Here is a 26,281-nt window from a genome sequence, read left to right as displayed (position 1 = left end):
TTATTGCCTATTGCCTTTTTCAAACCTTCTCTGCAATCACTTCTTGTTGCTTTTCGGTTGTTTGCAAAGATGCATATAATCTATTAAGTGCATTAACGTAGGCTTGAGCAGAAGCAACAATGATATCTGTGTTCGCTGCATGACCAGAAAATACTCTAGATTCATGCCGTAAACGGATAGTCACTTCTCCAATGGCATCAATCCCTGCTGTTACTGACTGCACAGAGAACTCAATCAACTGGTTTGGTACGTTAACTACACGATTGATTGCCTTATAAACAGCGTCTACTGGCCCAGTGCCTATCGCTGCATCAGTTAATTCTTCGCCTGCTGGAGTACGCAGAGTCACTGTGGCTGTGGGTTTGGCGTTGCTACCACAGGAAACTTGCACCAACTCTACTCTGAATAAATCAGGAGCTTGCTGAATTTCATCATTAACGATCGCTTCTAAATCCCAATCAGAAATTTCTTTCTTTTTATCAGCGACTTCTTTAAACTTAATAAATGCTTTGTTTAATTCAGTTTCTGATAGTTCAAAGCCTAATTCTTTTAAGCGGGTACGGAAAGCATTCCTACCTGAATGTTTGCCTAAGACTATTTGATTGTCTGTCAAGCCAATCAATTTGGCATCCATAATTTCGTAGGTGAGCTTATTTTTTAACACCCCATCTTGGTGAATGCCAGACTCATGAGCAAAGGCGTTTGCTCCTACTATTGCTTTATTTGGTTGTACTAACATCCCCGTTAAATTAGAAACGAGGCGGGAAGTTTTATAAATCTGACGGGTGTCGATATTTGTGAGTGATTGTTCAGAATCTGCTGGTCTTCCCAAGAATGGATTAAAATATTGCCGTCGGACATGCAAAGCCATCACCAATTCTTCTAAAGCTGCATTTCCTGCCCGTTCACCAATTCCATTAATAGTACATTCTAATTGCCGTGCGCCGTTTTTCACGGCTTCTAAGAAATTGGCAACTGCTAAACCTAAATCATTATGTCCATGAACTGAAATAATGGCTTGGTCAATGTTAGGAACATTGTCTTTAATCCCCTTAATTATTGCCCCAAATTCACTAGGGGTAGTGTAGCCGACTGTGTCAGGAATGTTAACTGTTGTTGCCCCAGCCGCGATCGCTCGCTCTAATACTTGGTAAAGAAATTCTGGATCAGAACGTCCGGCATCTTCGGGCGAAAATTCTACATCATTAGTGAAGCTTTTAGCATAAGCTACCATTTCTTCGGTGATCGCTACTACTTCTGACTTTGTTTTTTTAAGTTTGTATTTCAGGTGAATATCAGAAGTGGCAATAAAAGTATGAATCCTACTATGAACAGCTGGCTTAATTGCTTCGGCGGCTGCTTTGATATCATCGTGTTTAGCTCTAGCCAAACTACAAATTACGGGGCCATCTTCTGTCCCCACAATTTGAGCAATCTTGTTGACCGCTTCAAAATCTCCCGGACTCGCAAAGGCAAAACCTGCTTCAATTACATCTACACCCAAACGTGCTAATTGCTTGGCGATCGTGAGCTTTTCGTCTATATTTAGCGTTGCTCCTGGACACTGCTCCCCATCTCGGAGTGTAGTATCAAAAATGATGATTCGCTCTGGTTTATTTGTCATTTTGGCTCGTTATATAGTTTTAACTTTTTGCTTAAAATAATGTGAACCTTAGTTTTTTTTTACTCTTATTATTGTAAATAATTGCTAAGATAATTAACCTTCTACTTTTTCTATTTGGTCTCTAATATCGTTTAAATCTATATATCTATCCGTAGCATTACGTAATTCTCTGGCTATCATGCCTTCTGTAGATACCACTGTAATATGTGTATTTTTTGATCTTAAAAGTTCGATTGCTCTTTCAAAATCGCCATCACCGCTAAATAAAACTACTCTGTCGTATTGATCTACTGTATTAAACATATCCACAACAATTTCAATATCTAAATTGGCTTTTTGTGAATATCGTCCGGATGAATCATCATAATATTCTTTAAGAATTTTAGTTCTGACTGTATATCCTAAACTGATGAGAGCATCTCTGAAACCTCGTTGATCTTGTGGGTCTTTTAAGCCAGTGTACCAGAATGCATTGATTAACGTTGTGTCTGATTGCTCGTGTTTGAAGTATTCTAAGACTCGCCGGGGATCAAAAAACCAACCATTTTTTTGTTGAGCATAGAACATATTGTTTCCGTCTACAAAAATAGACAGACGATTCATTGGAGAACCCATAGAAAATTACACCTAAGAATATATAAAGAATTTAGATTGAACAATAGATTATAGCAACTCTCAAATGATAATTTTGCTAATATCTTTAAAGTGGATTTTTAGGTATAGCCTTTATCTTACCTCTTTCAAAGCATAAAATTAGCTGCAAGATTAGACTTAAGCTGTTGGGCGTTACACCTTTTCACCCCCAACACTATAAGAAACACTCCATGATCAAAATCTACCAATAAAATTGACTGAGTAACAGCATTCTTAGCCATACAACAGTCAAGTTTACTCCTAAAGAGGTAAGTCATAGGTCTTGAGGTAGGATATAGATTTATGATCATCTATAACTTTTGCAGTCAATAAAATAACAAGCTTTATGAAAAATACCAGTGTTGTCCAAGAAGCACAAGTTGTTCTTAAGCAAGCTACCCTGAAACTACTTTTAGCAGACATTCTCCTGGTTTGAGTAGTCCCTAATAATTTAAGGACACTTCAATGCCAAGTCGGAGGATTTTCGGCTTTGAACTGTGAAACAATTACTGCTGAAATGTCACTCACAGCATAAATTAGGGCTTAGCTGGGTTGAAAATTTGCTGATTAGAGGTTTAATAACCCAAGTTTTGTGAGGAATAGAAGATATATTACAAAAGTATAAGATTCTCATTTAATTATTACTTCAATGTGTTTGTAGTAAAAAGGGACTCGAATAAAAAAATAGAGTTGTGCGTAAACCAATTATTAACACGATATGGCAGAAGAACCTACATCTAGATTAACTAATAAACATGTCTCTACTGCCAATATAGCGTCAAGTAAACCAACAAAAGTAACTATGACAGGATCAGCACGCCAATACCAGCTAATGGCGCGCTTAGGTCATCTGTTCACTGGTGCTTCAGCAATTGGAGCCGCATTGCTCAGCGCTTCTGGTTTCGGCTTGGTTCAATTGATGGAAAATCAGGCAATTTCTGCATTTTTTCAATTGCGTGAACCAATGATCCCTCCAGAAAAGATCGTGATTTTAGCAATTGACGATCAGTCAATCTCAGTTCCCGAACAGTACTATAAAACAGATCCGCAACATTATGCCTACTTAGAAACACTGAAATCATTTCCCTTTAAACGGGCTGCATACGCTAAAATTATTCAAAAATTAATCAAGGCTGGTGCAAGTTCTGTAGCGTTAGATATCATTTTTGATACGCCAAGCAGTTATGGCAGAGAAGACGATCGCCAACTCCAAGCAGTATTAAAAAAATACGGCAGCAAAGTTACCTTAGGAGCGCTCTACGAAAATTTTGCTACCCACCAAGGAACATTTATGCAGTTGAGTCCGCCTCAACAGATGTTTCTCACAGGGCTGGTATCGATGGGTACAGTGAATTTTCCTTTAGAAGTAGATGGTAAAGTTCACAAATTAGCTAGCGAATTTTCTAAGTTAGTAGCTGAAGATAATACCCTGTCAGCAAAAATTCCGTCTTTTGATGAAGCGGTGCTAAGAACAGCACAAGTTGATTATCCCCAACCAAAGGGCGATCGCATTAATTTTTGGGGGCCTGCGGGTACATTTGAAGCGATTCCCTTGTGGTATGTACTCGATAGAGAAAATTGGGATACTTATTTGCAACAAGGAAAGATTTTCAAAGACAAGATAGTTTTGATTGGTGCCACAGACAAGTTGAGCAACGATTATCATCCAGTCGCTATTGGCCAAGGCTCCCAACGCATGTCAGGGGTGGAAATTCACGCCAATGCGATCGCAACTTTAATGACCGGCAAAGCGATCGCTCAAGCAATTAAATATTTACCTCTGCGGGGTTTATTTGTGCTGGTATTAGTTGGGAGTTCAGCATTATTAATTACTAGAAGTAAACGAGGCTTCACTAGATTTACGTATAGCATTGCCTTAGCTGTGATTTGGTTTGGGTTGAGCTATGGCAGCTTTATACATAGTCAATTGATTTTCCCTACTACCATACCAATGATTGCGATCGCTCTCAGCGGGCTATCTTATCTGGGAACCGAAGTAGCCAGAGAAAAAATGAGAACACGCAAGCTAGTAAGCATATTTCAGAAATATAAAACTTCTCCCGTTGTTCAAGAGATTATTAGCCAACAATACGATCTCCAGGAATTGCTACAGCAAAGAGATTTAGCATTATCAGGGAAAATACTTGCTGTACGCTACAAAATTGTTAAAGTTCTAGGTTCAGGTGGATTTAGCGAAACCTACATTGCTGAAGATACCCAACGTCCTGGGAACCCACAATGCGTTGTCAAGCAACTAAAACCAGCTCATAGTCATTCAAAAGGGTTAGAGCTTGCCAGACGTTTGTTTCATTCAGAAGCCCAAACCCTGGAAAAATTGGGAACACACAATCAAATTCCTCAGCTTCTGGCTTATTTTGAACAAGATGAAGAATTTTATTTAGTACAAGAATACATACTTGGTCATCCCCTCAATCATGAACTACCGTCAGGCATAGCTCTAGAGGAAATTACAGTTATTAATATCGTCCGGGACTTATTGCAAACATTAACATTTGTTCATGAACATGGTGTGATTCACCGAGATATTAAACCGACTAACATCATCCGACGACACTCAGACCGCAAACTTGTATTAATTGACTTTGGTGCTGTGAAAGAAGTCTCCACACCAAAACTAGACAATCAAGAGCAAACTCCTTTTACAATTGGCATTGGTACTAAAGGCTATGCACCAAGCGAACAATGTTTTGGACGACCCCAATACAATAGTGACATCTATGCAGTCGGCATGATTGGCATTAAAGCCTTGACTGGCATTGCACCCCACGAATTAAATAGAGATATTCATGGAGAGGTGAAATGGCGGGATAAAGCACTAGTAAGTCGCTTTTTCGCGGATATTCTCAGTCAAATGGTACTGGATGATTTCAAGCAACGATATCAAACTGCATCAGAGCCTTTAGAAGCGCTTAACAAATTAATCGATTCTCAAGACACGCATATTGTGCTAACAGACGAATCATTAATGCATACATTAACTTTAGAAGATTCTGATATTCCCACTACACCTTGGACAGGAACCAACCCAGAAACCAGAAGGGGCTAGAGGCTAGTGAGAGAACTTGTACAAAATATTCTCCTTTGCTCGTTTGCCCCTCTGCCTCATTCCCATGCCCAATGACGGCAGTTGCTCCATTTGGGGAGACCCCATCGCTTTTAGCGTCTCCCTTTGGGAGAAGACCGCACTGCCTCCCCAATGCCCCAATCATGATAAAAACTCTTCTGCTGCGGTGGGATGAATACCGATAGTGTCCTCCAAGTCTTCTTTAGTAATACCCTTGCGAATGGCTACACCTAGACTTTGAATGATATCTGCTGCATGTTCACCTACCATGTGAGCGCCCAAAACTTGTCCAGAAGCACTATCTACTACTAATTTGACTGTGGTTGGTTCATTTTCTGGAGTTAATGCATACAACAGTGTTTGAAAGTTGGTGCAATAGCATTCCACAGATTCACCCAGTTTTTCCCGTGCTTTGGCCTCGGTCATTCCTACACTAGCTGCTTCCGGACGAGAAAAAACAGCAGAAGGGATGTAATCATAATTCAGTTTTTGCGGTTTGTTGCCGAAAACTGTATTCACACAGGCAATACCTTCTGCCTTGGCAACTGGAGTTAACTGTACACGGCCGATGCAGTCACCCACAGCAAAAATGTTTTTTTGGGTGGTGCAGTAGTATTCATTTACTTTGATTGCACCTCCTTCACCAAGTTCCACTCCAGCTTTTTCTAAACCGAGATTTTTGGTATTTGGAGTATAGCCTGTGGCAACTAAAATAGTGTCTGCGGTGACAGTTTCTTGAGACTTTCCAGCAGTAGTTACTAGCAAACTATCATCGCATAGTGTGATTTCTTGAACAGTGCTATTGAGAATAAATCGAATGCCTCGTTTGCTTAAACTCTGTTGCACGCAAGAGCGAATATCATCATCAAACCCTGATAAAATCATTCCATCTACTTCAATCACCGTGACTTCACAGCCTAAAGCGTGCATCATGCTCGAAAATTCTGTGCCAATGTAACCACCGCCAATAATGACCAAACGCTTCGGTAGATAGGGCAAGTGAAACATTTCACGGGATGTGATGGCGTATTCTATACCTGGAATGTTGGGTTTATTGGGTTTTCCTCCCACTGCAATTAAAACTTTGTCTGCTGTAACTTTTCGACCATCTAAATCTACAGTGTGAGGATCAACAAAAGTTGCACGTTCCCAAATTAAGTCAATGCCAGCTTTTTGCAACTGCTCACAATAAGAGTAGTTGATGTGTTCTACATGCTGGTATACGGACTTCATAAATATTGTCCAATCAAAATGCCGTTGGCACTCATTCCATCCATAGTTGTGCACTATGCGATCGCGCAAAGCAAAGTCAGCGGCGTAGACAATCAATTTTTTAGGAACGCAACCACGATTTACACAAGTACCACCAATCGTTTCTTTTTCAGCAACTGCAACACGCGCTCCATAGCTAGCTGCTTTTTTAGCTGCTGCCAATCCCCCAGGGCCAGCACCAATGACAAACAGGTCGTAATCAAATGTCATAACCATCTGTTCCTTTTTAATTTGGCAAGCAGAGCTAAGTAGAACGGCATAAATAATTAAAGCTTCTGTACGAGAGGCTGCACCAAAGAGACACTACGCGTTAAGCACAACTATGCCCACAAAGCTTTACCAAAAGGGCTATAGCCGCTTACTACAAAATTATTTCATTACTTTTACGTTACTTAACATACTTTAATTTATTCTTGCTAACTTACTTCTCTCATTTTTTATAGTTATTCTGTCAACCTTTTATCTACTGCCTTTAGGTGGACAAAATGGGATGAAAACTGGTAAAGCAGTTCATTACAGCTGATTTTCACATTACTTTTACGGAGATGTCTAGTAAGCAAGTTTGCGTCTTTGCAAGTCAAGCTGATTTCGCAGATAATAACTAAGATTAATGGAAAGGGAATTTGTCAAGTACTTTTTACCTTTCGTTGCGGAAACCAAACCACTTAAACTGTAGCAAAAGTATTCAAGTAAACTATTCAAGCCTAGAGCCGATGAGCGAAACTAGCCAACGTCGAATTGTTATTGGGGATGTGCATGGTCACTATGAAGGATTGATGACTTTGTTAGAGGCGATCGCCCCTGGATTAGATGATCAAATCTATTTTCTGGGGGACTTAATTGATCGTGGCCCTCATAGTTCACATGTAGTTAATTTTGTTAAACAAAATAATTATGGGTGTCTGCTAGGAAATCATGAGCAGATGTTGTTAAATATTCTCACCAGCGAAAATATCCCTACACCCGCGATGCAAGCATGGCTGTACAGTGGCGGTCAAGCAACTATAGCTAGTTACCAAGAAGGCACTATTCCCGATGAGCATTTGGATTGGTTCAAAGCTCTACCCACATATATTGATTTGGGGGATGTTTGGTTAACTCATGCTGGAATTGACCCTATCATACCTCTAGCAGAACAAAGCGCCGAGCAATTTTGCTGGATACGAGATGAATTTCACAGCATTGCAAAGCCATACTTTCCTGATAAACTGATTATCATTGGTCACACAATCACATTTACTTTTCCTGGTGTTACTCCTGGTAAACTAGCCCAAGGACAAGGCTGGCTAGACATAGATACTGGTGCTTATCATCCTCGTAGCGGCTGGTTAACTGCATTAGACATTACAAATAACCTGATTTATCAAGTCAACGTTTTTAGCAATTGCCTCCGTACCCTGCCCTTAACAGAAGGAGTAATAGCTGTTGAGCCATCCCAAGTCCCTGAGCGCCGCAAGAAGCAGCGAGCATAAGCTGTTAAGCCTATAAGAAAGCACATTGAGACCGCAGGGGGGCAGCACTTCTCTACGAGAGGCTTCGCCAACGACTACGCTCAGTGAGCGGGGGGTAGGGAGCAAGGGAGAGGGCTTGCAGCTTTTATTACTATGAAAATAGTGCAATTTAAAGGACGATTAGCTTAACAAGGTATGGGATGGGCTTTGATGGTCAAGTATTTTTTGATTTTGCACTGTGAAATCAAGACTACAGCAATGGTCGGATCTTGGCTCTATAAGCGGCATTATCCAACCCATAACGTGAATTGGTAGGGTTAGCATTAATAGCACGTTGTAGAGCATTAATGCGATCGTTAGTTGCAGGGTGAGTACTCAAAAATGTAGGGACAGAACTTTTTTTCAGCAACTTTTGCATAAAAGAAACCATTCCAGACGGGGCATAACCAGCCCGTGTCAAAGTTCTTAATCCTCTTTGATCCGCATCATATTCATCTTGACGACTACGGGGACGATTGAGTGCTAGTTCTACACCTATACCTACCGCTTGATTGCGATCTAAACCGGTTGCTGTAGCTACACCACTGGCGACTGCTCTTTGTCGCATCTGTTTAACTAGGTGTTTGCCAGTAATGTGACCCCATTCGTGAGCAATAACACTAGCTAATTCCGCTTCATTGTCTGCGGCTTTGATTAAACCTGTATTGAGATAAACATAACCACCCAAAGTAGCAAAAGCGTTAATAGCATCATCCTCAACTACTTGGAAAGTAGCGGGTAGGTTGGGGCGATCGCTATTAGCTACCACACGTCGACCAATTTGCTCTACATAACGATTAATTTCAGAATTGCGGTTAAGTCGAATTTCCCTGCTTACCAATTGCTGATTCATTTGTTTTCCCAGATCAACCTCCTGGCGCTCGGATATATTAGATAGCTGAAGTATCTGGGCCCCTTGGAACAGAAGAGGTAATAAGTCTATCGCCTTACCTGGGGTGGCTGTACTCAAAGTCAGACTTAAGGCAACCACCAAAGAAATTAACGGATAATACCAGCGACGTTGCCTTACACGATGGTTAGCCAAGAAATTTTTCCAATTAATCATAGTCAGGTATGAGGATAATTTCGGAAGAACACTAAGATCACAAGACGAATCAAGGGCTTTCTAAGTTGCATAATCAACACAAGAAGATGCGTAGACGCATAGTGTCGAAGCAGTAGTATGGGATAAATCAGGATTCAGAGACCAGAGTATTCCGTTTCTTAAATACTAAATTGTGACTTCTCTGCTCAAAGTTTCATGAAAATCCCTGCCTTATCTCTAAAATAGACCAGACAGCCCTTGATAAGAGGCAGGGGGAAAGGTACAAACCTTGATGCCACTTCACTCAAGTCGGGGAACCCGCCCACGAAACTGGCTCCCCCTTGTGGGTGGTTTTTCTCCCCTGCTCCCCTGCTTTTTTCACTTTAATATTCTCCCCTTACTCCTGTTGACTTTGCATTTCCAAACTCGTGATAGACTGTCGCATGATTGCAACGCCCAGACGCTTTGAGCTATTACCAAGTAGGGAAAATTGCTGTTTCTCTCATTAGCCTTGTTGTTACAATCAATTACTTCGCTTGTATCTGGAAAGATTTTTTATGGCTATTTTAGATTCCAAAGGTCGCTTGTTCGGTAAGATTAACATCCTCGATTTAGGTGCTGCGCTGGTAATTCTGCTAGTTATATTTGGCATCTTTGTCTTTCCCGGCACTACCGGTTCTGTTGCCCAAGTTGGTACAAAAACAGTACCCATTGAGGTCGATTTAGCAGTTCGCGGTTTGAACGTACGCGACCCTGAAAGTTTATTTAACAATGGTTTAAAGAAAGGTGGTAAAACGAACGTCATTATCCGCAACCAACCTTATGGTCAGATTGGGATAAAATCGATTCAACTGCTACCCAGAACAGTAACAGTTTCCCAACCAGACGGATCTGTTAAAGAACTGCCAGATCCAAGGGCAAATAACTTTAGTACAGATATGCTTTTGACTCTAGAAGGCAAAGCCCAAGTAACTGACAACGGCCCAGTTTTAGGTAACAGTAAAGTGAAAATTGGTATGCCTTTTGAATTGGAAGGCTTTAACTATAATTTCAATGCGACTGTTATTGATGTCAGATTGAAAGACAAATAGCATTTCTATATTTTTTTGGGTAATAGCTCCCCCAATTGTTACTCACTTTGGGGGCTATTTTTTTGTATCAAAATATTAAATAAATGTGAATTTGACGGAATTAAAAAACAGTAGTAGATTGTGCATTCAAGTCTTTAAAATAAATATCAATTACAAAGTTATACTTATAGCAAAAGTAAAATTACGGTTAAAATCATATTAATTGTGGCACAGAGTACGAGTGAATTTTCGTAAGGTTGCCCATCTACTAGCTGACAGCGTTGACAAAACTCACCGCAATTGTGACGATTACGCTAGAATTATTAAAGCTTCTTTACAGAATTTGCTGATCATCCCCAATTCTGTTAGAAAAGCCTAGCATTCAAAATGTAAATCAGAAAACCCCCTCTAGAGTTCACCAAAAGCTTCTATGACGCTCCCAATTCGTAACGTCGCCATTATTGCCCACGTTGATCACGGCAAAACCACCTTGGTTGATGCACTCCTCAAACAATCCGGCATTTTCCGTGAAGGTGAAGACGTTCCGGATTGTGTCATGGACTCCAACGCCCTGGAACGAGAACGGGGTATTACTATCCTGTCTAAAAATACAGCGGTTCGCTACAAAGACACGCTAATTAATATTGTTGATACTCCTGGACACGCCGACTTTGGCGGTGAAGTTGAACGGGTACTCGGCATGGTTGACGGATGTCTTTTGATTGTCGATGCCAACGAAGGCCCCATGCCCCAAACGCGCTTTGTGCTAAAAAAAGCTTTGGAAAAAGGGCTGCGCCCCATCGTTGTGATCAACAAAATTGATCGTGCCCAAGCTGACCCCCACGTTGCTGTTGATAAAGTTTTGGATCTGTTCTTGGAATTAGGAGCAGATGAAGACCAGTGCGACTTTACCTATCTGTTTGCCTCCGGTATGGGAGGTTTTGCGAAAGAAAGCATGGAAGCAGAATCGGTAGATATGCAACCCTTGTTTAATGCGATTCTGCAACATGTTCCACCACCTGTAGGCGACATCAACAAGCCTCTGCAATTACAAGTCACAACCTTAGATTATTCTGAATACCTGGGACGGATTGTAATTGGCAGAATTCACAACGGTACTATCCGGGCTGGACAGCAGGCAGCTTTGGTTACAGAAGATGGCACCATTGTCAAGTCTAAGATTAGTAAGTTGATGGGCTTTGAAGGTTTGAAGCGGGTGGAAATGGAAGAAGCCACCGCTGGTTATATTGTTGCCGTCGCTGGTTTCGCCGATGCTTATATTGGGGAAACAATTACTGACCCCAACGAACCTCAAGCCTTACCATTAATTAAAGTAGACGAACCAACCTTACAAATGACCTTCTGGGTGAATGATTCGCCCTTTGCTGGTCAAGAAGGTAAATTGGTGACATCAAGACAAGTACGCGATCGCCTGTTCCGTGAACTAGAAACCAACGTCGCCTTGCGTGTCGAAGAAACCGATTCTCCCGATAAATTCTTAGTTTGTGGTCGTGGAGAACTACACTTGGGTATCTTAATCGAAACCATGCGCCGGGAAGGTTTCGAGTTTCAAGTGTCTCAGCCGCAGGTAATTTACCGAGAAATCAACGGCCAACCTTGTGAACCTTATGAACTTCTAGTGTTAGATATTCCTGCTGACGCTGTTGGTAGTTGTATCGAACGCCTAGGACAACGCAAAGGCGAAATGCAAGATATGCAACCAGGTAGTGGCGATCGCACTCAGCTAGAGTTTGTCATTCCCGCCCGTGGTTTGATTGGTTTCCGCGGTGAATTTATGCGGATGACTCGTGGTGAAGGCATCATGAACCACAGCTTCTTAGATTACCGTCAACTAAGTGGTGATATTGAAGCCCGAAATAAAGGCGTTCTAATCTCCTTTGAAGAAGGTGTTTCTACCTTCTACGCGATGAAGAATGCTGAAGATAGAGGTTCATTCTTTATCACTCCAGGCACTAAAGTTTACAGAGGTATGATTGTGGGGGAACACAACCGTCCTCAAGATTTGGAACTGAATATCTGTAAGACCAAGCAGTTAACCAACCACCGCGCTGCTGGTGGCGATGAATTAGTACAATTGCAAGCCCCAGTAGACATGAGTCTAGAACGTGCTTTGGAATACATTGGCCCCGATGAATTGGTGGAAGTTACACCCCAATCGATTCGTCTACGGAAGATGTCTAAAAAGTTGGCGAAACGGTAACTCACGTCGATGGGTTTTCTCCATCCACTTAGTTAATAACATGATAAAACAAAGCCTGCATCAGCAGGCTTTTTACTTCTATTAGTGCTGTGGTAGTTAAATCTAGCACTATACGCTAGTATAAATTAATAATCGATTTAGAGCGAATCAGTAAAATTAGATTCGCAAACATAATAGTTAGAGAGTTTTTTATATGAGCGATGGAAACCGCAATAATACTTACAATATATATTTAGGGGCTGGTGGTAACTTTAACAATTCTATTTCTATTGAAGGTAATTATTTACAAGTACACGGTAATTACACAAATATTAGTCAGGATTTATATCAAGCTACTACACAGATACAAGAGTTATTGCATCAACTAGAAAATCAAGGCTATAGTCGCCAAGATGCTCAACAGAAGGTAGCTAAAGACTGGGCAAATGAAGTTAAAAAGAATCCCACAACTAAAGGTAAGCTTGTTAAATTAGGGCAATCAATACGTGATGCTGCTGCAAATGCTGTCATAGGAGAAGCTACGCTAAATGTGATTAAATTAGTTTTTGCTTCATTAAATATTCCTTTGCCATTTTAAAATGTCAACTATTTCGATGCCATAAAGCGCTATTCAAAAGTTGAAATATGAAAATCCCAATAAAGCAAATATGCAGAGAGTTTTATCTTCTGAGCAATCGGCTTTCGTTGGTAGAGAAATTAATATACTGTTCGTTTGGCATAGTTTTAATTAGGTCTATATACCTAACTATTATTAATTTATGGCAAACAATTATTACTAGTATTTTAGCAAAATCTCAAATAATTTATGCTATCTTTTTAGGCATACTTATATTTGGATTAGGTTTTTATTTATATATTTCAAGAGTTAAATATAAACAAAACAGTCTAGAAGAAAGTTCACTAAATGATGATATAAATGAGCCTCGCAATATCTATCCAGAAGGTAATTACAACGAAAATATAAATATTAATGGTGATTACATTGAGATACATGGAGATGTTATTAACATCGATCAAAATTTTTCAGAAGTTGCACAAGAAATTCGTGAGTTAATAACTGAACTGCAAAATCAGGGTTATAGTGAAGAAGATGCGAAGACGGAAATTGCAACTGAATTAGCAGAAGAAGCCCGTAAAAAGCCCAAGGTTAGAAAAAAGCTTTTTATGTGGAAAAAATCCTTTAGTACTAATACTAAGAAAACTAATGATGAAAACGAGGTAGCAAGAGAAGTTGTTACTAGTGCTACAGTTTATAGTCATACTTCTTCTAAAGATTTCACTGAAGTAGTTTCCGGTTGTTATCAGAAATTAGATGAATTACTTAAAGCTAGAAAATGGGAAGAGGCTGATTTAGAAACGGCTAAAATAATCTATGTAATATCTCATAAAGAGTTACCAGAAAACTCACCATACAAAACTTACTTGACAAACAGTTTTGGCTCAGAATATATAAAAGTCCTTCCCCGAAAAGACTTAAATAATATAAATAAACTCTGGTTAAAGTATAGCAATGGACGGTTTGGATTTAGCGCTCAAAAACGTATTTGGAAACGTCTTGGCGATGGTTCTGATACCACTTATAATAGATATGAAATCCAAAAAAAATTTGGTGATGAAGTTGGCTGGCGAAAAGAAGGAAATTGGTTATACTACTCTGATATTTACTATTGGCGGACAGCACAATCGGGTCATCTTCCAATACTTTTAATGCTCAGATCAGGTAAATCAGAAAGATGTCATATTGATTTTGAAATACTAAAAGTCCTTGTTGAGCGTATATAATTGTTGCCAGTTTATTGTGTACGAAAACCTTGTTTCCTTAATAAATGCTAACTGGGCTTCATTGCTTTGAGTACGTAATTCAACATCATTGGTTGTCGTGGCATAAATTCCATAACGACGCAAGCCAAGGGCGATCGCTAACCAGTAGGCATTTTTACAGAAAGTGATCGCCCTTGCCGTACATTTATTCAAATCCTTGAGTAAAAATGAAGAGGACTGAAAAAGGATTATTCTCATGACTATTCGTGAAACTGCGATGCCTTCGGACAGCTTCGCTAACGCCAAACCCTAGCATAGATTTACAGTGCGTAGGCGTAGCCAGTCGTAGACATCGCCCTTACGGAAATGTCTCTTTTTCATAAAACGTATTGACAACGTAAATACACAATGTCTACTATGTAAGGTATGGATGTGTATTTCGTGCTTAATAATGTCACTTTCGTGTGACGTTCTCTCCCGTTAACCTTGCGGTATAACAGGAGCTTCTAATTTAGAGAAAGATAGTTGAGAACCATCAAATTCTAAAAAAGCTTCGCGCTTCACGGGCAGGGCAACCCCTAAGCCTCCACGCACAGGCAAGATGAGTCCCACCTCGCTGATTGCCCGATTTAAAATGTTAACTGCGGCATTCTCATCTCTATCCATCAATAGTCCACATTTCGGGCAATCATGTAAACGAACAGACAGGGTTTTTAGTACCTTGTGACCGCAGCCTGAACAATTCTGGCTAGTGGAATGGGGATTAACTTTAACTACTCGGACACCGCGTTTTACCGCCACTGCCTCCAAGATATTGATAAATGCTCCCCATGCTGCATCCAGAATTGATTTACTCAATCTTGTTCTAGCAAGACCCTTGATATTTAGGTCTTCTACCCCAATTAAGTCAAAATTTTTGACTAATTTGTGTGCTGTTTTGTAGTGAAAATTTTTCCTCTGACGCTCAATTTTTTGATGAATTCTGGCTATGTGGTTTTTCTTCTTTGCTTGCCGCCGAGAGCCTTTTTTCTGACGAGCTAGTTTACGTTGTTGTCGCGCCAGATGATGTTGAGTTTGACGATAAATTTGTGGAATAGCAACTGTGTCACCATCTGATGTTGTCAAAAATTCTTTCAGTCCAACATCAAGCCCGACAGCCGATTCAACTTCATCAAGTGGTAATAATTGCGGCACAGAATTATCTTGCATAGAAATGCAGCAATACCATCCATCGGCTTTGCAGACAATCGTACAAGTCTTAAGTACAAAACCCTCTGGTAGTGGTCGGTGCATAATGACAGGCATTTCACCGATTTTGCTGAGTTTCAATCTGTTATCAAGTTGAAGGTAAGCGCCTGCTTTTGGGCAGTTCACTCGTGGGTAAACAAAAGACCTGAGTTCACCTGGTTTTTTAAATCTAGGACGACCTCCTCTTCGCCCGTGAGCATCTGGGATTAACCAACGTTCCCATGCTTTATTTAAACGCTGTAAATTGACTTGCTGAGATTCTGCCCAGATATTTTTGTAATCAGGAAACAGTATCTTCGTTTGCTTTAAATCTGCTTGCTGGGTATAGTAATTAATTCGTTCTGGGATCTCTCCAATTGGTTCGCTGACTATTGAGCATCGGTCAATCTGACAACGACTTCTATTAAGCGCATCTAACCTCTGCCCTAATGCATAATTCCAGTGCCGACGAAGTAGCTCCAATGTGTTTGACATCAGAGTTATTTGGTGGGCACTAGGTTTAATTCTGTAACAGTAAGTTAGAATCATGTAAGTAATTATATCAGTTATTGCTGTTTAATGGAAGAGTTATATGATAAAGGTTTTCGCTCAGTTTACTCTCTTACTGCTCACATAGTTTTTGTGACTAAATACAGAAAAAAAGTAATTAATGAGCCGATGCTATCTCGGCTGGCTGAAATATTTCAAGATACCTGTACTAAATGGGAGTGTAGATTAGTAGAATTCAATGGCGAGGTTGACCATGTACATTTACTAATTCGTTATCATCCACAAATTGAACTCAGTAAATTTATTGCTAACCTCAAAACTGTTTCTAGTCGACTAATTCGTAAAGAATTCTCTCAAGAGTTGAACAAGGTTTACACAAAACCTGTGTTGTGGACAGGTTCTTACTTTGTAGCTAGTTGTGGTGGGGTAACAGTTGAACAGTTAAAACAATATGTGCAGCAACAACAATCACCCCAAAAATAAGGATTCACTTTGTTCAGTTACAGAATGTTTGCCTCAATTCCCCACCCATCAACCTCTGGTATGGTGGGCGACCCCCTTGAGGTATTTGTTGGCTTAGACAAACGGTGGAATCTTCTGTATGTCGTCTACATTGAACGTGAAAACGAAATAATTCGGATCATTTCGGCTCGAAAAGCGACACGCAAGGAGCGAGAATATTATGAAAGCTGAAGCATTGAAAAAGCGACTCGATAAAAATCGTCCAATGACTACAATCACAATTCGCATCCCCGAAGATGTCATTGAAGATTTGAAAAGAATAGCGCCATTACTGGGATTTTCTGGCTATCAACCGTTAATTCGCGCTTATATTGGGCAAGGACTCAGAACTGATCTGGAACGACTAGAGGGGGATACTATCTCAGCACTGATTGCTAGCTTGAAGCGTCATGGTGTTAGCGATGAGGTTATCCATGAAGCCCTGACTGAAGTTACTCAAAAATAGTGCAATTGCGATCGCCCTTGCCCTAGATTTAGCCACTCTGGAAAGGAAAGGCAAAGAGATTTGTAAATGTAATTTGAATGGAATCCAAACAAAGCAACACTAAACCTTGAGAAGCATGGTGTTTCTTTTCAGGAAGCCGCAACCGTATTTAATGACCCATTATCTGTAACTTTTCCCGATCCTGACCACTCTATTGGAGAAAGTCGTTACGTTATTATTGGCTTATCTAGGTTTGGACAACTCTTAGTTGTTGCACATACTGATAGAGAGGAAAAGATACGAATTATCAGCGCTCGAAAAGCTACTCGCCAAGAGAAGAGATTTTATGAACAAGGAAGTTGAAAACGAAATGGAAGATGAATTACGTCCTGAGTACGACTTCGCTCAAATGGAAGGAGGAATTAGAGGTAAATATGTTGAGCAATATCGTAACAAAAACAACCTAGTACTTTTAGATCCCGATGTTGCCCAAGCTTTTCCCAACGGAGAAGCGGTCAATGAGGCATTGAGGTTGTTAATCAAGGTTGCCCAGAGTCAGCAATCCAACAATACAGTACAGCAAAAAGAATAAAAGTTGAGGTGCATGGATTATAAATGCGAGTATTGCGAAGAAACCGTTCAACCCCGAACCATCAAGCGCGAGGCATTTAAGCATAGAGATGGATTCGTCATCCTTGAAGATGTGACGATTGGTGTTTGTGATACCTGCGGCAATCGTTACTATTCAGCAGATATTCTTCATACGGTTCATGCTGTTGCAACTGGAGCAAAACCTCCTGAAAGAACCGAACAAATTCCAGTTATTCATCTAGAATCAGCATAATTAACGCGCTAGCCAGCAATATTTTTACAAAAAGCGATCGCCCTGGACTGAAAAAGGATTATTTTCATGACTATTCGTGAAACTGCGTAGGCGTAGCCCGTCGTAGACATCGCCATTTATCAGCAGAGATTTGACGCAATGGAGTAAATCATATAAGGAAAGGAGCGATCAAAAACAAATCAGTTATTTTGAAAGCGTATAATAGTTGTACTGGCAAAGAGTATGTCACAATTCAGGCAGGGATTGCTAGAGGTGAACGCGATGCCCCCACTACTCGACCGAACTACCGACCAACGCATTGTCCATTGTGGGACGTGGGAACAGTTCAAGTTCATCCAAAAAGGTTTTGACGGTTCTTCTGGTGTGCGGCTGTTTTACTATGACGATACAATCGAGATTCTCATGCCAGGACGCGAACATGAAATTTTTGCCAGTATCATCGGTTATTTAGTGACAACCTTTCTCGTCGAAAAAGGCATTTTCTTTCAGCCAACCCGATCAATGACTCAGGAAAAAGAAGGAGTTGTCTCGGTTCAAGCGGACGAGTCCTACTGCATTGGCAGCGCTAAACCGATTCCAGATTTGTCCATCGAAGTCGTTTTTACCAGTGGTGGTGTCAGCAAGTTAGAGCGCTATAAAGCTCTGGGAGTACTGGAAGTCTGGTTTTGGGAAGATGGGCTGTTAACGCTCTATCATCTGCATGGCGGCAGCTATGAACGCGTCGAGCGCAGCCAACTGCCCGGACTCAATGACCTCAATTTGGATTTACTGAGACGCTACATTTTGATGGCTGAGACCGATGCTGGAGCAGCTATTAGAGCATTTCGTCGAGAGATTTAACGCGTGGGCGAGCTTTTCGTAGACATCGCTCTTTTGCATATTTTCACACAAAGCGATCGCCGAAGCTATGAAAAATATTGAGTTGACGCAAGGAAAAACTACATATCCAGAAAACACAACTCTAGAGGAGTTTTTAAAGCTTCCATACATTGAGTATTCACCAGCTTGGGAATATATTAACGGAGAGGCGATTCAAAAACCAATGGGAGGAGGTAAGCACAGCTTATTGCAAAAACGTTTAGTTGCAGTGATTGATGGGTTGGAAAGTAGTTACGAAGCTTTTCCTGAATTACGCTGTACCTGCGGTAATCGTTCAGTAGTTCCTGATGTAGCTGTTATCTCCACTAATAAACTACCACTAGATGAAAGCGGTGAGATTATCAGCAGTGGTATTGATTTTGCACCCGCTTGGGTAATAGAAATTCTTTCGCCTGCTCAAAGTCAAACTAAAGTAACTGGCAACATTTTACACTGTTTGAGGAATGGCAGTCAGTTAGGATGGTTGATTGATCCAATTGAACGCTGTATTTTAGTTTATCAACCTAATTCTTTGCCAGATTTGTTTTCAGGAAAAGATATATTACCAGTGTTAGAAGATATAAATTTAACACTCTCTGTGGATGAAATTTTTGCTTGGTTACAGCGGAAAAATTGACATTAGCACATTTTACTCACTGTTACTCCTTGTCTAAAAGTGTTCTATATCTTTGATGTAGTATATATGTTACAAAAATGTCAAGTACCTGATAAATATATTTTTATGGCAAAAATATTTCTCCTGATTTTCTGCACAGAAGAGCTAATAAGGAAGTTTTAGACCATATAAAACTTATCTGAGTCTGGTTTTTGCTGACAAATTTGCCAGGACTTTGCCAAATGATACAAAAAAATGTCCCAATTTTTGCCAAGATATATAATATTATTTTCCAAAATTCACTTGGCAAGAATCGGCATGAGTGAAAAATTAATGCAAGGCAACGGGAAAGCGTTTCTCGTTCTGCTTTTGCCAATCTCGTTTTTGATTATTTTTCTAGTTTCCACTTGGAAAGCTTTACTTGTGTTAATTTTGCTGGCCCTAGGTTTCAATCTTTGGCAGCAATATCAATGGCAACAGTGGTGTAAGCAAGTTAACCCAATTTTCCATCAGCTAATTCGGGAAAACCAGGGTCAGATAACGCCAATGGACTTGGCAATGAAGGGCAGTTTTTCTGGGCCCATTGCCAAACGCTACCTAGATAACAAAGCTGCTGAGTTTGGTGCCAGTCTACGCAATTCGGAAGAAGGAGGTGAAGTTTATTACTTTATAACTGCCAGTATTCTGGGCAGCATACTTGACAGTAGTGAGCCTGTTAAAAAACTTCCGGCTCAACCAGTGACCAAAACTGCACGTTCGCTTCTGGAACCACCGCTACAACAGGAGGAGGAACCAGAAACTGAATTAGTAACGCCCGCAAACCATACACAAGTCCAGCGATCGTTAGAAAGTCAATTAGTTTTTGGCTCTCTGATTCAATCAGAACTCGCCAAGCGGCTAAATGTTTATTCCAGCACGGTATATAAACGACGAAACGATCCAGAGTTTCCAGAGTGGAGTCGCAGCAAAGACCCAGATGGCATTGCTTGGACATTCTCGGAAAAAAACAAGGAGTTTTTCCCTCTAGAGGAGGAAGGCAAAAGCTAAAAATTCAAAGGCAAAAGCAAGCATTTTTATTGACGCTGCGCATGTCAGTTGTCAATTGTCAGTTGTTAAGTTGTTTTTTGTAATTTGGTCTAATACCCCATACCTTTATGGGTGGTTTTCACAAATCTTTTTGAAAAGTTGCTCCTCTTGGGTAGAACCCAAGACTGCACTTTTCGCTTTGACACTGACTACTGACTACTAACAAAACTACATCCCCTTGTGGGTGGACTTTATTTATTTAGGAATTTTTGCTTCTAAGCCTACAGCTTCACAGATGGAATTTAAGTTATTTTCTTCTAACTTAGAAAGTAAACCCTTGAGAATCTGGCGTACCATCATTGGACCTTGATAAATCCAGCCTGTATATACCTGGATCAAACTAGCACCAGCAGTAATTTTTTCCCAAGCGTCTTCAGTGGAAAATATGCCACCAACCCCAATTATTGGGATTTGTCCTTGGGTTTGTTGCCAAATAAACCGAATTACCTCAGTGGAGCGATCGCGTAATGGCGCACCGCTAATTCCGCCGGCTTCTTCCTGAGGTGATTTGCCAGTTTGGCTAATGATTTGAGTTTGCAATCCCTCACGGCTAATGGTGGTATTGGTGGCAATAATTCCCGCTAGTTTGTAGGTCTTAGCTAAAGAAATAATATCGGCGATCGCTTCCCATTCCAAGTCAGGTGCTATCTTGACAAAAATTGGCTTTTGGTATTGATTTTCATATTGCAATAAATCTAAGATGGCACTAAGCATGGCAGCATCTTGGAGCGATCGCAATCCTGGTGTATTGGGTGAAGAGACATTAACTACAAAATAGTCGCCCAACTCCTTAAGTAAGCGAAAACTATTCAAATAATCTTCTGCTGCTGCTTCTAGGGGTGTAACCTTAGATTTGCCCAGATTTATCCCAATCGGTATTGACCAGCCTAAGTCTTGCTGGCTTTTTGCTAACCGTGCGGACATAGCGGCTGCACCGTTATTATTAAAACCCATGCGGTTGAGAGCCGCTTTGTCCATCGGTAAGCGAAACAAACGGGGACGAGGATTTCCTGGCTGGGCTATAAATGTGACAGTACCCAATTCTGCAAAGCCGAAACCCAGGCTCGACCAGATACTAGCCGCAACTCCATCTTTATCAAATCCAGCCGCTAAACCTAAAGGGTTGGGAAATTGTAAGCCAAATAAAGTTTGTTCTAAACGTGAATCTTTTAGACACAAGGATTTTTGTAGACTTCGGTTTACCCAGCTAGCAGCAGGATGAATGTCTGTTTGTGAAAGCCAGCTTAAACTCCGAATTGTCTGCTGATGTAGCCACTCTGGATCTGTTTTTACCAAATCGAACAAAAGTGGACGAATTGCAACTTGATAAATATCCATTTGTTAGACGAAAACTGACACTTTTAAAGATTAGTGTGTCAAAAATCCACAACCGATTATTACTCAGAGTACTTTTCTGGGCATCTTATATATTACAAGTTATGTAACCAATAATCAGATGGGGCAGCCACAAAAAACAATAGCCGCCGAACAGCAAATCCAAGCCTTGGGATATGTCCTGCAAAGCCTCAGGGAACAGGATGATGTTGAAGTTCTGATTAAAACTACGATTTCTTATATTCAACAGCAGTTTGATTACAGTTTGATTTGGATTGCTACTTACGATCGCCTGAAGCACGCGTTGTTGGGTAGAGGGGGCACTGTACCCGATCATGACACCAAATTGTTACACAAACGAGTTGTCCTCAACCCAGGCGATTTATTAGAGCAAGTAGTAATAGAACAACGTCCTTTAGGATTAGCAGATTTACGAACTGAAATCCGTGCAGCAGTATGGCAAGAAGTAGGCAGAAAATTCAACATCCAAGGAACGATTTTTTTGCCAATTCGCTATAAAGATCGTTGTTTGGGTTTGCTGTTATTAGGTTCAGAACGCTGGGGTTACTTACTTCCAGCAGAAGCCAAAGCAAGACTGCTGATGGTTTTAGGTGAATTAGGGGCAGTACTTTATAGACATGAAATAGATTTGCAGCAAAAGCAAACCAAGCGCCCTGATGAGCCACTATTAGCATTGCTAGAAAACTTACGCACCCTGAGTAACCTAGATCAAAGACTCAAAGCAGTTGTAGAGACAACACATCAATTTGTCTCCCCCAGCCGGACAAACGTTTACTGGTTTGAGCGCCAAGGACGTTACTTTTGGTGTCGAATGAGCAATCAGCTGATCAACATGAGTCGCGATTCCCAGCAACAACCAGCGGCCGGAATGACAGTGCAGGAATTGAGTGAATTATATTATGCATTGTCAGTGAATGAAATTGTTTGGATTGGTGATGCTCGTAGTTCATTAGAAAGTCATTTTACCGCTAAATTATTGCAACGCCTGCGGGTGCGATCGCTGTTGGCAGCTCCCATCATCTGGCAAAATAATTTATTAGGTTTTCTAGCGGTGGAAGGTAATGAACCTCGCATCTGGACAGAGACAGACAAGAGTTTTGTCCAAGGTGCAGCGGGATTAATTTCTTTGGTTACTCCTACCGAAAGCATGGAAAGCGCCATTAAAACAATCCAAGATGATACTCAACTAACTAGTCAAGTCGCCCAAGCCATTTATAGCCATCATGATCTCCACGAAACTTTACGCAACTGTGCAACAAGAGTGTTGGCTCGACTAGCAGCGACTCGCTTTTTATTATTACAGTACGACCCTGATCAACATAATTATCAAATTCTTTATCAAACTCAACCTCATAATCGCCGCCCTTTGGCATTTACCTTTAATGCTGTCAAAGAAATGGATCAGTATAAATTAAAGTCTGCAACAACTGCGGTGGAGGTAGAAAACTTAAATGAAGATTTACGGTTTTTGAACTGGCGTTCCCCTTTAATAGAAAATAACGTGCGATCGCTTTTAGTTTGTAACTGTGCCCAAGGTCATGCACCAGAAGCACTGGTAATAATTGCTCACGAAACTCACCGCACTTGGACAACTCTAGAAAAAGAATTGCTCTGGGTTGTTAGTCAACAAATTGGGGTGATTGTGCATCAATGGCAATTACACACTGATACAAAGCAACAGCATAAAATTTTACATGGCATCAAGCAATGCATATATACCCTAGAACAAGCCCAAAACGAAAAAATTGAGGTCAGAGATAACCATTTAGAACGTATAGCGTTAGAAGAAACTGCATCTGTTTTGAGTTGTCCTCTGACATTATTACTGTCTTGGTCTTCCGGTCAGCCTTATGCAGAAATTATCCCTGGATTAGTTACCGAGATGGGGTTTGGGATTGTTGCAGATGCAAAGGTATCCGTTAAGAATGAAGTTTTGATTCAGTGGGCGTTAGCCAAAGATGGTTACTTAAGTGTAAATATAGATGATTTACCATTGGAAACTAAGAAATGGTTAAATGGTTCAAGCATTGGTCAAATTTTAATTATTGCCTTACGTACTGCTGCTGATTATGAACCTACCGGGGTAGTTTTAATCGCAGACCGTCGAGAACGTCAATGGTCACAACAAAGCCTCAATGCTACAGAAATTCTTGTGTCTCAATTGGCTTGGTCACGTCGTCAGCAGCAAATTACCCAACTTTTAGAATCTACAAACCAGAAATTACAACAACTCAATTGGTACAAACATCGGCGTTTACAAGAAATCCAAAGAACAGCAGTACTGTTACTAGGCCAAATACAGGATTTGGGTATTCCTACTAGTGAACTAACTCAGACACGCTACCAACTACTGCTACGACAGTTAGATCATACAACTGCCTCGATGACTGGAATGCTCAAACTAGAACAATGGCAGTTGCATATTAGCAGCGAAACTATGCCCATAGCGAGTTTTCTCAAGCGATCGCTCGAACGAGTCGAAAATTTATTTAAACACAACAAGTTATGGACGGGTGTACATGGTTTGGGGCAATCGGTTGAAGAGCAAGAGTCACTAGATACTTCTACATTTCTTAAAGGAATTCAAACTTCAGATTATCCATCTTCCCTAGCGATCGTTGGTGATATTGTGAAATTTGAATTAGTTCTTCATGAGTTATTGGTTGCAGCCTGTCACCGTTCTCAAAGCGGTAGCAGAATTGATATCTGGTGTCGCCGTTTAGATGAGAAATTTCTAGAACTGTCAATCACAGATAATGGCATTATTGAGCCACAATTACTGGCAGCATTACATTGCAATACATCCAAAGATGTGCTTGCTGTTTCCCACCTCAATCAACCACCGGGCTTGCATCTATTAATCTGTCAAAACCTGATGCAGCAATTGGGAGGAGAACTGCATTTCTATCAGTTACCAGATAATCGTGTCGTCAGTCGCCTATTACTACCGTTAGCAGGTGGTAATTTTTAACAAAGCAGATTTTAGGTAACAAATCTCTCTGTGTGATGAAGAATTCAATATTAACAGTGAATTAATGTTCTTCAATGCACACAAATGTAGAAGATTTTTGCTATGCCTTCCAATGTATTTGAGTTACCAGCACCGCCAGTTAATTCTATTGTTCGCCCAGAAAACGGCTTGAAAGTTCAACTCAAGCAGATTGCATTAGATGCTTAGACTGCTTGAATTACACAGGGATGGAATTATAGTGAAGCACTCTACAATGATAGGTAGGGTGTAGTTACAATCTTTTTGTTGCCAATGACTGAACAACATGATGCTGACTTACCATCAGCTGAATCTCAGCAGTTCAGTGAACCAACTGATGGTACAACCAAATCAGTTAACAATTACTGGAAAAACCGCGTTGCTGGTGTTTGGAATCAAGCAACGGCAAATTTAATGCAAGTATTACCCGTTGAGCAAGTAGCACAGACAGTTGTGCAATGGTTTAGCATTAGCGAAACAGAAGTTGCAGAGATTTTAGCAACAGTCCGCGCTGAATTGCCAACCACGGAGGCGTTGCTGATTGGTAAACCCCAAGCTGGAAAAAGTTCAATTGTCCGGGGACTAACGGGAGTTTCTGCCGAAATTGTCGGTCAGGGATTTCGTCCGCACACGCAACATACCCAGCGCTATGCTTATCCTTCTGATGATCTGCCTTTGTTCATTTTTACAGATACGGTAGGACTAGGAGATGTCAAACAAGACACTCAAAAAATCATTCAAGAATTAGTCGGCGATTTACAAAAGTCGAGTCGCCGCGCCAGAGTCCTGATTTTGACGATTAAAATCAATGATTTTGCCACTGACACATTGCGGCAAATTACCCAGCAGTTACGTCAAAAATATCCAGAAATTCCCTGTCTTTTGGTAGTGACTTGCTTACATGAAATTTATCCTCCAGGTACAGATGATCATCCGGCCTATCCGCCAGATTTTGAGGAAGTCAACCGAGCCTTTAGGTCAATTAAGCAAGCTTTTACAGACCTGTGCGATCGCTCTGTTCTGATTGACTTTACCCTAGAAGAAGACGGCTATAATACGGTATTTTATGGCTTAGAGACATTGAGAGATACTCTCGCTGAACTACTACCAGAAGCAGAAGCCCGTGCGATTTATCAATTATTAGATGAAACAGCAGGTGAACAACTAGGCAACCTTTACCGAGATGCCGGACGGCGTTACATTTTGCCATTTGCGATTATGGCAGCCACACTCGCAGCTGTACCATTGCCTTTTGCTACAATGCCTGTGCTGACGGCTTTACAAGTCTCAATGGTAGGGCTGTTGGGAAAACTCTATGGGCAAACATTGACACCATCTCAAGCTGGGGGAGTTGTAAGTGCGATCGCAGGTGGATTTTTAGCACAGGCTATTGCACGGGAATTAATTAAATTCCTGCCTGGTTTTGGCAGTGTCATAGCAGCTTCTTGGGCCGCTGCCTACACCTGGGCATTAGGTGAAGGGGCTTGCGTTTACTTCGGTGATTTAATGGGTGGTAAAAAACCCGACCCTCAAAAAATTCAGTCAGTGATGCGAGAGGCATTTCAAGAGGCTAAAGAACGGTTTAAAGGAATTACTCCAAAAGTACCCTAAGCTGTCAAATTAAAACATACACTCGTGAAAATGACTA

23 protein-coding genes and 1 pseudogene are annotated in these 26,281 nt (G+C 40.8%); 17 read left to right on the top strand and 7 right to left on the bottom strand.

Annotated features, from left to right (window positions below):
* Window positions 1-19: 19 nt before the first annotated feature.
* Window positions 20-1,624 (bottom strand): 2-isopropylmalate synthase, encoded by a 1,605-nt coding sequence (locus I8751_RS03780; RefSeq protein ID WP_214437818.1) that lies wholly within the window; start codon window positions 1,622-1,624, stop codon window positions 20-22.
* A 93-nt stretch (window positions 1,625-1,717) separates the two neighbouring features.
* Entirely contained in the window at window positions 1,718-2,239 is a 522-nt protein-coding gene (locus I8751_RS03775) for a LabA-like NYN domain-containing protein (protein ID WP_096557221.1), read from the bottom strand.
* A gap of 736 nt (window positions 2,240-2,975) precedes the next feature.
* Between I8751_RS03775 and I8751_RS03770 the strand changes: the two genes are divergently transcribed.
* Window positions 2,976-5,324: a serine/threonine-protein kinase gene (locus tag I8751_RS03770; RefSeq protein ID WP_214437817.1), complete on the top strand. Its 2,349-nt coding sequence runs from the start codon at window positions 2,976-2,978 to the stop codon at window positions 5,322-5,324.
* Between the two features lie 159 nt (window positions 5,325-5,483).
* Here the strand turns inward: I8751_RS03770 and gorA are convergent, their stop codons facing one another.
* Window positions 5,484-6,824 carry a glutathione-disulfide reductase gene (gorA, locus tag I8751_RS03765; protein ID WP_214437816.1) on the bottom strand — a complete coding sequence of 447 codons (1,341 nt, stop codon included), beginning with the start codon at window positions 6,822-6,824 and terminating at the stop codon, window positions 5,484-5,486.
* 503 nt (window positions 6,825-7,327) lie between these two features.
* On the opposite strand from gorA, the gene I8751_RS03760 reads away from it, so the two are divergent.
* Window positions 7,328-8,086, top strand: a complete 759-nt coding sequence (locus I8751_RS03760) for a metallophosphoesterase family protein (protein ID WP_214437815.1) — start codon at window positions 7,328-7,330, stop codon at window positions 8,084-8,086.
* 229 nt (window positions 8,087-8,315) lie between these two features.
* On the opposite strand, the gene I8751_RS03755 is transcribed toward I8751_RS03760, so the two are convergent.
* Window positions 8,316-9,170, bottom strand: coding sequence for a M48 family metallopeptidase (locus tag I8751_RS03755; RefSeq protein WP_214437814.1), 855 nt, complete (start codon window positions 9,168-9,170; stop codon window positions 8,316-8,318).
* Between the two features lie 536 nt (window positions 9,171-9,706).
* On the opposite strand from I8751_RS03755, the gene I8751_RS03750 reads away from it, so the two are divergent.
* The 4 genes from I8751_RS03750 to I8751_RS03735 all read left to right on the top strand — a co-directional run bounded on the left by I8751_RS03750 (window position 9,707) and on the right by I8751_RS03735 (window position 14,222).
* Window positions 9,707-10,240 (top strand): DUF4330 domain-containing protein, encoded by a 534-nt coding sequence (locus I8751_RS03750; protein WP_214437813.1) that lies wholly within the window; start codon window positions 9,707-9,709, stop codon window positions 10,238-10,240.
* Between the two features lie 409 nt (window positions 10,241-10,649).
* The gene (typA, locus tag I8751_RS03745; RefSeq protein ID WP_214437812.1) at window positions 10,650-12,440 is read left to right on the top strand and encodes a translational GTPase TypA; all 1,791 of its coding nucleotides are present in this window, start codon (window positions 10,650-10,652) and stop codon (window positions 12,438-12,440) included.
* Between the two features lie 193 nt (window positions 12,441-12,633).
* The gene (locus I8751_RS03740; protein ID WP_214437811.1) at window positions 12,634-13,017 is read left to right on the top strand and encodes a hypothetical protein; all 384 of its coding nucleotides are present in this window, start codon (window positions 12,634-12,636) and stop codon (window positions 13,015-13,017) included.
* A gap of 47 nt (window positions 13,018-13,064) precedes the next feature.
* Window positions 13,065-14,222: a GUN4 domain-containing protein gene (locus I8751_RS03735; protein ID WP_214437810.1), complete on the top strand. Its 1,158-nt coding sequence runs from the start codon at window positions 13,065-13,067 to the stop codon at window positions 14,220-14,222.
* On the opposite strand, the gene I8751_RS03730 is transcribed toward I8751_RS03735, so the two are convergent.
* Together I8751_RS03730 and I8751_RS03725 are read right to left on the bottom strand one after the other, a co-directional pair.
* The gene (locus I8751_RS03730) at window positions 14,196-14,459 is read right to left on the bottom strand and encodes a hypothetical protein (RefSeq protein WP_214437809.1); all 264 of its coding nucleotides are present in this window, start codon (window positions 14,457-14,459) and stop codon (window positions 14,196-14,198) included. The two genes, I8751_RS03735 and I8751_RS03730, sit on opposite strands and share 27 nt — an antisense overlap.
* A 222-nt stretch (window positions 14,460-14,681) precedes the next feature.
* Window positions 14,682-15,977 carry an RNA-guided endonuclease InsQ/TnpB family protein gene (locus I8751_RS03725; RefSeq protein WP_214437808.1) on the bottom strand — a complete coding sequence of 432 codons (1,296 nt, stop codon included), beginning with the start codon at window positions 15,975-15,977 and terminating at the stop codon, window positions 14,682-14,684.
* 30 nt (window positions 15,978-16,007) lie between these two features.
* Here I8751_RS03725 and tnpA point away from each other — a divergent pair, with 30 nt between their 5' ends.
* The 9 genes and pseudogenes from tnpA (at window position 16,008) to I8751_RS03680 (ending at window position 20,249) form a co-directional block, all read left to right on the top strand.
* The gene (gene tnpA / locus I8751_RS03720) at window positions 16,008-16,421 is read left to right on the top strand and encodes an IS200/IS605 family transposase (RefSeq protein ID WP_214437807.1); all 414 of its coding nucleotides are present in this window, start codon (window positions 16,008-16,010) and stop codon (window positions 16,419-16,421) included.
* 24 nt (window positions 16,422-16,445) lie between these two features.
* Window positions 16,446-16,631 (top strand): BrnT family toxin, encoded by a 186-nt coding sequence (locus I8751_RS03715; RefSeq protein WP_225893936.1) that lies wholly within the window; start codon window positions 16,446-16,448, stop codon window positions 16,629-16,631.
* Entirely contained in the window at window positions 16,621-16,905 is a 285-nt protein-coding gene (locus I8751_RS03710) for a BrnA antitoxin family protein (protein WP_214437806.1), read from the top strand. Before I8751_RS03715 ends, I8751_RS03710 begins: the two co-directional genes overlap by 11 nt.
* A gap of 72 nt (window positions 16,906-16,977) precedes the next feature.
* Window positions 16,978-17,247: pseudogene (locus I8751_RS03705) on the top strand (BrnT family toxin); the annotation flags it as partial.
* Window positions 17,231-17,476: a hypothetical protein gene (locus tag I8751_RS03700; RefSeq protein WP_214437805.1), complete on the top strand. Its 246-nt coding sequence runs from the start codon at window positions 17,231-17,233 to the stop codon at window positions 17,474-17,476. The pseudogene I8751_RS03705 and the gene I8751_RS03700, both read left to right, overlap by 17 nt.
* A 12-nt stretch (window positions 17,477-17,488) precedes the next feature.
* Entirely contained in the window at window positions 17,489-17,728 is a 240-nt protein-coding gene (locus I8751_RS03695; RefSeq protein WP_214437804.1) for a YgiT-type zinc finger protein, read from the top strand.
* Between the two features lie 261 nt (window positions 17,729-17,989).
* Window positions 17,990-18,568, top strand: a complete 579-nt coding sequence (locus I8751_RS03690) for a Uma2 family endonuclease (protein ID WP_214437803.1) — start codon at window positions 17,990-17,992, stop codon at window positions 18,566-18,568.
* 67 nt (window positions 18,569-18,635) lie between these two features.
* Window positions 18,636-19,223 (top strand): Uma2 family endonuclease, encoded by a 588-nt coding sequence (locus tag I8751_RS03685; protein ID WP_214437802.1) that lies wholly within the window; start codon window positions 18,636-18,638, stop codon window positions 19,221-19,223.
* 297 nt (window positions 19,224-19,520) lie between these two features.
* Window positions 19,521-20,249 (top strand): hypothetical protein, encoded by a 729-nt coding sequence (locus I8751_RS03680; protein ID WP_214437801.1) that lies wholly within the window; start codon window positions 19,521-19,523, stop codon window positions 20,247-20,249.
* 234 nt (window positions 20,250-20,483) lie between these two features.
* Here I8751_RS03680 and I8751_RS03675 read toward each other — a convergent pair whose 3' ends face one another.
* Window positions 20,484-21,626 carry a quinone-dependent dihydroorotate dehydrogenase gene (locus I8751_RS03675; RefSeq protein ID WP_214437800.1) on the bottom strand — a complete coding sequence of 381 codons (1,143 nt, stop codon included), beginning with the start codon at window positions 21,624-21,626 and terminating at the stop codon, window positions 20,484-20,486.
* Between the two features lie 118 nt (window positions 21,627-21,744).
* Here I8751_RS03675 and I8751_RS03670 point away from each other — a divergent pair, with 118 nt between their 5' ends.
* Together I8751_RS03670 and I8751_RS03665 are read left to right on the top strand one after the other, a co-directional pair.
* Window positions 21,745-24,615, top strand: coding sequence for a sensor histidine kinase (locus I8751_RS03670; RefSeq protein ID WP_214437799.1), 2,871 nt, complete (start codon window positions 21,745-21,747; stop codon window positions 24,613-24,615).
* Window positions 24,616-24,906: 291 nt separating this feature from the next.
* A complete protein-coding gene (locus tag I8751_RS03665) occupies window positions 24,907-26,244 on the top strand; it encodes a YcjF family protein (RefSeq protein WP_214437798.1) in 1,338 nt (445 codons plus the stop codon).
* Window positions 26,245-26,281: the final 37 nt, after the last annotated feature.

The sequence above is a fragment of the Atlanticothrix silvestris CENA357 genome (assembly GCF_016056295.1).
In the GTDB taxonomy this organism is placed as follows: domain Bacteria; phylum Cyanobacteriota; class Cyanobacteriia; order Cyanobacteriales; family Nostocaceae; genus Atlanticothrix; species Atlanticothrix silvestris.
Note: the sequence above shows the minus strand (reverse complement) of the source record. Positions and strands in the feature narration are given on the sequence as shown.